Here is a 5,083-nt window from a genome sequence, read left to right as displayed (position 1 = left end):
GTGGTTAAACCCTGCCACTTTCAAGTAAGTTTTTGGTGGATTATCCACCAAAAATTGCAGGGGCTAGGCTGCTTTTGCGATCCCAAAAGATGAATTTATCAAATAGCTGGGGTTGTTCGCACCTTCCTTAGCTTGGCTGGAATTACCAGTTGATCTGCTATCAGGTTGAATACTGACGAGAATAAAAATAACAAAGGAACAATGGGTTATGGCCACAACTAACGATTACAACCTTGGTGAATTTACCTTTCCGCGGGGGTGGTTCATGATTGCCACCTCCGAGGATATCAACACCCATAAACCTCTGGCGGTCCGCTTTTTTGGCCAGGACTTTGCGTTGTATCGTGGTCGTGCCAGTGGCAAGCCGGTCTTGCTGGGTGCTTACTGCCCTCATATGAAAACCCATCTGGCCATTAATCAGACGTCGTATGTAGTGACCGATGGAGGGGGTACCAACATTGAAGGGGATGGCATTCGCTGCCCTTATCACGCCTGGCGGTTCAATGCTGACGGTCAATGCGATGATATTCCCTACCATTCAGGACCCATCCCTAAAAAAGCCTGTATTAAATCCTGGACGGTGAAAGAAAGCCTGGGGGCGATCTGGGTCTGGTACGATCCGGAAAACGGTGAGCCCGAGTGGGAACATCCGGATTTGCCGGAATGGCAGGACCCGTCCTGGGTAAAATGGACCTTTGATGATCTGGGCGAATTGAGCCAGCACCCCCAGGAAGTGGTGGATAACATCTGTGATTATGCCCACCTTGCCCCCATTCATGGCTCCACGGTTCAGCGTTTTGAGAATGAGTTCGAGGGGATCTATGCCATTCAGCGGCAGTGCGGCCCTCACCGAACCCTGGTGGGGAATGATGGCGTCAGCCCTATTCTTCATACGGATACCCGGTACCATGGGCCCGGGGTGCTGACTTCCCATATGACGGGCCTCTATGAGTCCATTATGATGATTAACCATACCCCCGTTGAAGACGGTAAAATACGGGTATGGCATGCGTTGCTGGTCAAATCGCCCAACGGGAACAGCAGCGTGACAGTAGAGGATAAAGTGGCCGCAGCCCAGTTCCAGGAATCCAGTAAGTGGTCGTTTATGCAGGATTTTGAAGTCTGGGGAAATAAACAGCCTTGCTTTAATGGACTGTTTCTTCCCAGTGACGGTGCCTTTATGAAAGCGCGTATCTGGTATAAACAGTTTTATAATCCACGGAGTGAGCGCCAGAAGTACCTGGATCGTTGTGAAGGCCTCTATGTTCCCAGGGGATCAGAGCCTTATACTGTGGATTAACCTCTCTTACCGAGCCTGTTTTCAAAGACAGGCCCCTGCAGTCATTTTCAGGGCTGATTGACCGGTCTCTCTGGACGGAACCGTTGTGATTATTACCTGATCGGGTTAGTTTATCGCTTCTTACACCCGTGTATACCTGCCATGAAAGGGGTAATAAGGCGTTGACTGTTCAGACGATGGGTCGCCGGGAGCGAAAAAAACAGGCTGTCAGGGAGAAGATTGTGGAAGAGGCTATTGCCCTTATCCGACAGCAGGGGGTGGATGGTGCAACGGTGGAGGCGATCTGTGAACGGGCTGATATTGCCAAAAAAACCTTTTATAACTATTACGGTTCACGCCATGAGTTGCTGAGCGGAATCTGCAGCGACAGTGTGGTGGCGCTCAACCGGAAAATGGTCGAAGCCGCCCTGGAAGCAGGGCACTCTCTGGAAGAGCAGCTGGAGATGCTGTTTACCGGGATAAAAGAGCGGTACACCCAGGCGGATCAGTTTGAAAAAGAGCTGATTGATTATATGGTGTGCCTCTTCCCCAGCCACCGAAGCCAGGGTGCCAGTCAGCTGAGTTTTATGAACCGGTGGTATGCCCGGCTCTATGAGCAAAACGCCGGTCAGCTCAAACCCTTCCTCAAGCCTGCCTTTTGCGCGGAAATTACTGTGGCCATGGTCAATGGGCTGACCCTCAACTGGCTTAATGATGAGAGCTACGATATCGAACAGCGGCTGGATGATTTGCAGGCCTATCTGGTGGATAGTCTTGTTATTGATCACTAAGGAAGGTGCGAATAAGTCCCTGAGCATGAGATAATATTTCTGTCATCTCCACCTTGAGTCCCTACCCATGAGCCAGCTCAGTTTCGCAGACAGTGAGCGCTTGATGCCAAGGTAAATGGGCCTTAAGTTCTCTGGCCAATGAGCTGACGTCTTCCATGTACGACTACGGTAACTGTACGGAGGTTAGAGACCATGCAGTTTACTCCACATGGGCGTCAGCTCATACCATCAAAGCCTTGGTATTTCTGGCCTTCAGGATTTTTGTCCTGTACATAGGGAATTGTCTTCAATGACCACTACTTACGGCACCCCGCGAAATAAAATCTACAAACCTGCCCTATAAATACTACAATCAAAACCGATTCGGTAAAATAGAAGTCATGCTCTTGTTCTCAAGTTACTGCTATGAATGTGATATGTAAATTTATTCTCGTTTTCTGTGTTTCCTTGTGCGGGTATCTTTTAAAAGCGGAAGGTGCGGCTATTCATAGTAGCACCGGAGGTGTTTTGTTACCTTGTGATAGAGTTGATTGGTCGGCATATCCAAGAGAGTTACATAGAGCAAAGCAACAGCTGGAGAAAGAACATGGAATATTTGTACAGTACTGTATGTTACTTGAAAAAGGTGTTCATAATGATTTGAGTAATTATATTAGAGACGCAGAGGAGCATACTGCGGTGTTTCTTTATACGCCACTCTCAGAGGAGCAAAAATCTGAAGTGACTGAATCAGAGGGCTGGCTAGAACCGTATCATAATTATGATATAACTAGCGATTTTGTTATTACTGAATCGATAACTCTTTTAAACGGTCAAAGCCTGATTGGTGTAAATATGAACCCGGGCAGTAAAACTAAAGTAGTCATCACGTCTGGTTTGATATACGATCAAGATCGAGAAAAATGCCATGAAGCCATTTGTATAGAGGCCAGTAAATCGGACCGATCAACGTCTGTAATCAGAAACTTGTCTTTTATTCCTCAGCTTGATACTAATAAGCGTGATGCAGTTATTGAGCATAGTACAGTGCTCCTTGCTGGAGCATACAGCGGCTGGGTTCTTATTAAGGATAATGAGTTTTTTCTTGGTCAAAACCCGGCTTTTCGAATTTGGAATACAGACATGTCTAGTGCATTTTTAGAAGATAATCCTGAATGGAAAGCGCCTGGTGTAGTTTTTTCTGGCAATAAAGTGCAACTGATACCAGCACCTATTGCCAAAAAGGGTTCAGAAAGAGGTGGGGGATTTAACTGGGCGTCAATTGACATAAGGCTATCTTTACCGGAAAGCCTGAATGAATTTGACCGAATTCATATTAGTGATAATGTTTTTTTGAAATCGCCGAAGCTTGGTTATGATCTTTTTTTGAAAATGAACCGTGGGGTGGCGTATATCACAGGAAATAAAGCTTCAGGTGCCGATGGCGGGGGAAGAGGGTTTTGGTTATTAGGAGTAGAGGAAACTGACACAAGGTCGGATGACAGCCTTCCTTTGTTTGAAGTATTTGATAACCATCTTGTTGTCAAAAGAGGTGTTCAGTTAAGTGGTTCAATGGAATTGGCATTCTATGGAAATACTATTGAGTCTGGGTATTTTCCATTAAGACAGACACAGGTGGCAGGTAATAAGGATAGAATCGTTTCTGTATATGGGGAAGAACAGTTGCAGTCTTTATCAGTCAGACCAAAAGAGTTGGAAACGTCTATGATGGGAGGTACAAGTCTAAAGGAATTGTCATTAAACAGTTATAAGTATAACTACTGCGAACAAACAGATCCTTACCAGTGGCTTCAATTGTCTTATATTGATCGGCTTTTTTACTTTGATTTCGACCGTGTTGGTGAATGCTGTCGTGATAATTCAGCTGGAGGTGGTCGCAGATATTCTTATCCAAAACCTGAAGGGGAAGACCTTTTGTCCTCAAGCCTGAAACCTCTTTATCAGTACTCAATGAACCACAATTATCCGGGGTATCTGAAATATCTATATGAGACGAGCAATGCACCACGTATAGTGATTGCAGCTTTTTGTGGGGATACTACTTTTGGCAGGGCATCTTCTCCCCCTGCTGAGTGTCAGGACGGTTTTATGGGGTGTCTGGAGGCAGATCCGTGTATAGGATTAAACAATATGGCCGGTTCGATATATTTCGAAGACATCACATGCTCTGATATTTTTCGCATGAAGCCTGAAAAGCCAACTCGTAAGTCCGGTATTGTCTCTACGGTGTCCTCCTTGCAGGCAAAGGTAAGCGTAAATCAGAGTAAATTTAAAGCTGATTTAATTGTTTCAGAGCATGGCTTCGTTTCAGAGCATGGCTTCGTTTCAGGGCATGAAGTTGATGGTATGTTTAAAAAAGAATCCCCATTAAAACGTGAAGATGATAAAAAACAGAAGGTGTTTTTAATTGCTGCTCCTGTTGGAATACTGGTGCCTGCTTTTTCACTTGTACTTTATGTGGGAGTTAAGTATGGATGGAAAAAAAGTGAAGCAAAAGTTGGTTACTCTATTTTAAAAAAATGACAAGATCTAAATTTGATTTATGTAAGTTATAACCCCTATGGTCAGAGGGTTGCTAAAGCAGGGCTAACGTGCATTAGTTCAGATCAGATCTGAACTAATGCAGATAAAGTGACTGCGGAGGGGTGATATGTGGCCTACTCCATTAAGGTCCATCCTGTCGAATCTGCCAGATCCGCTATTGATAAAGTTCGTCGACGATTTTCTGGCTATGGCACATCTGCGGGATCTGTCGCTAATGTTATGCGCAGCCTTGTCTGGGCCCTAGAGTTGGCAATACAGAAAAGGACAACGATTGTTTTTGGGGCTTCCATGACGCTTAACGTCAATGGCTCCATTCAATCAATAATGCTGGCGAATCTAAGTTGTAGTAGTTCAGACCTGATCTGACAGTCACCGATTTTTCAGAGGGTGTCTGTCAGGTCAAATTCAGGCTACAAATTTTTCCTTCCAGATCTCTTTGCCATCTATCAGAGTTTCCATTGGCGTTCTT

The 5,083-nt window shown here is 45.3% G+C and carries 3 protein-coding genes; all 3 read left to right on the top strand.

The features are described from left to right. Positions 1-208 precede the first annotated feature (208 nt). The 3 genes from ACNRUY_RS25755 (at position 209) to ACNRUY_RS25745 (ending at position 4,593) form a co-directional block, all read left to right on the top strand. The gene (locus tag ACNRUY_RS25755) at positions 209-1,300 is read left to right on the top strand and encodes an aromatic ring-hydroxylating dioxygenase subunit alpha (protein WP_488114529.1); all 1,092 of its coding nucleotides are present in this window, start codon (positions 209-211) and stop codon (positions 1,298-1,300) included. Between the two features lie 161 nt (positions 1,301-1,461). Beyond that, on the top strand, positions 1,462-2,070 hold the full coding sequence (locus ACNRUY_RS25750) for a TetR/AcrR family transcriptional regulator (protein ID WP_488114528.1): 609 nt from the start codon (positions 1,462-1,464) through the stop codon (positions 2,068-2,070). Positions 2,071-2,475: 405 nt separating this feature from the next. Next, on the top strand, positions 2,476-4,593 hold the full coding sequence (locus tag ACNRUY_RS25745; RefSeq protein ID WP_488114527.1) for a hypothetical protein: 2,118 nt from the start codon (positions 2,476-2,478) through the stop codon (positions 4,591-4,593). Positions 4,594-5,083 lie beyond the last annotated feature (490 nt).

It is taken from the genome of Endozoicomonas sp. Z74 (assembly GCF_057680865.1).
This window is presented reverse-complemented; position numbering and strand designations above follow the sequence as displayed.

Coding starts and splice junctions, on each gene's coding strand:
- ACNRUY_RS25755 (WP_488114529.1), top strand. CDS start 209: ATGGCCACAACTAACGATTACAACCTTGGTGAATTTACCTTTCCGCGG.
- ACNRUY_RS25745 (WP_488114527.1), top strand. CDS start 2,476: ATGAATGTGATATGTAAATTTATTCTCGTTTTCTGTGTTTCCTTGTGC.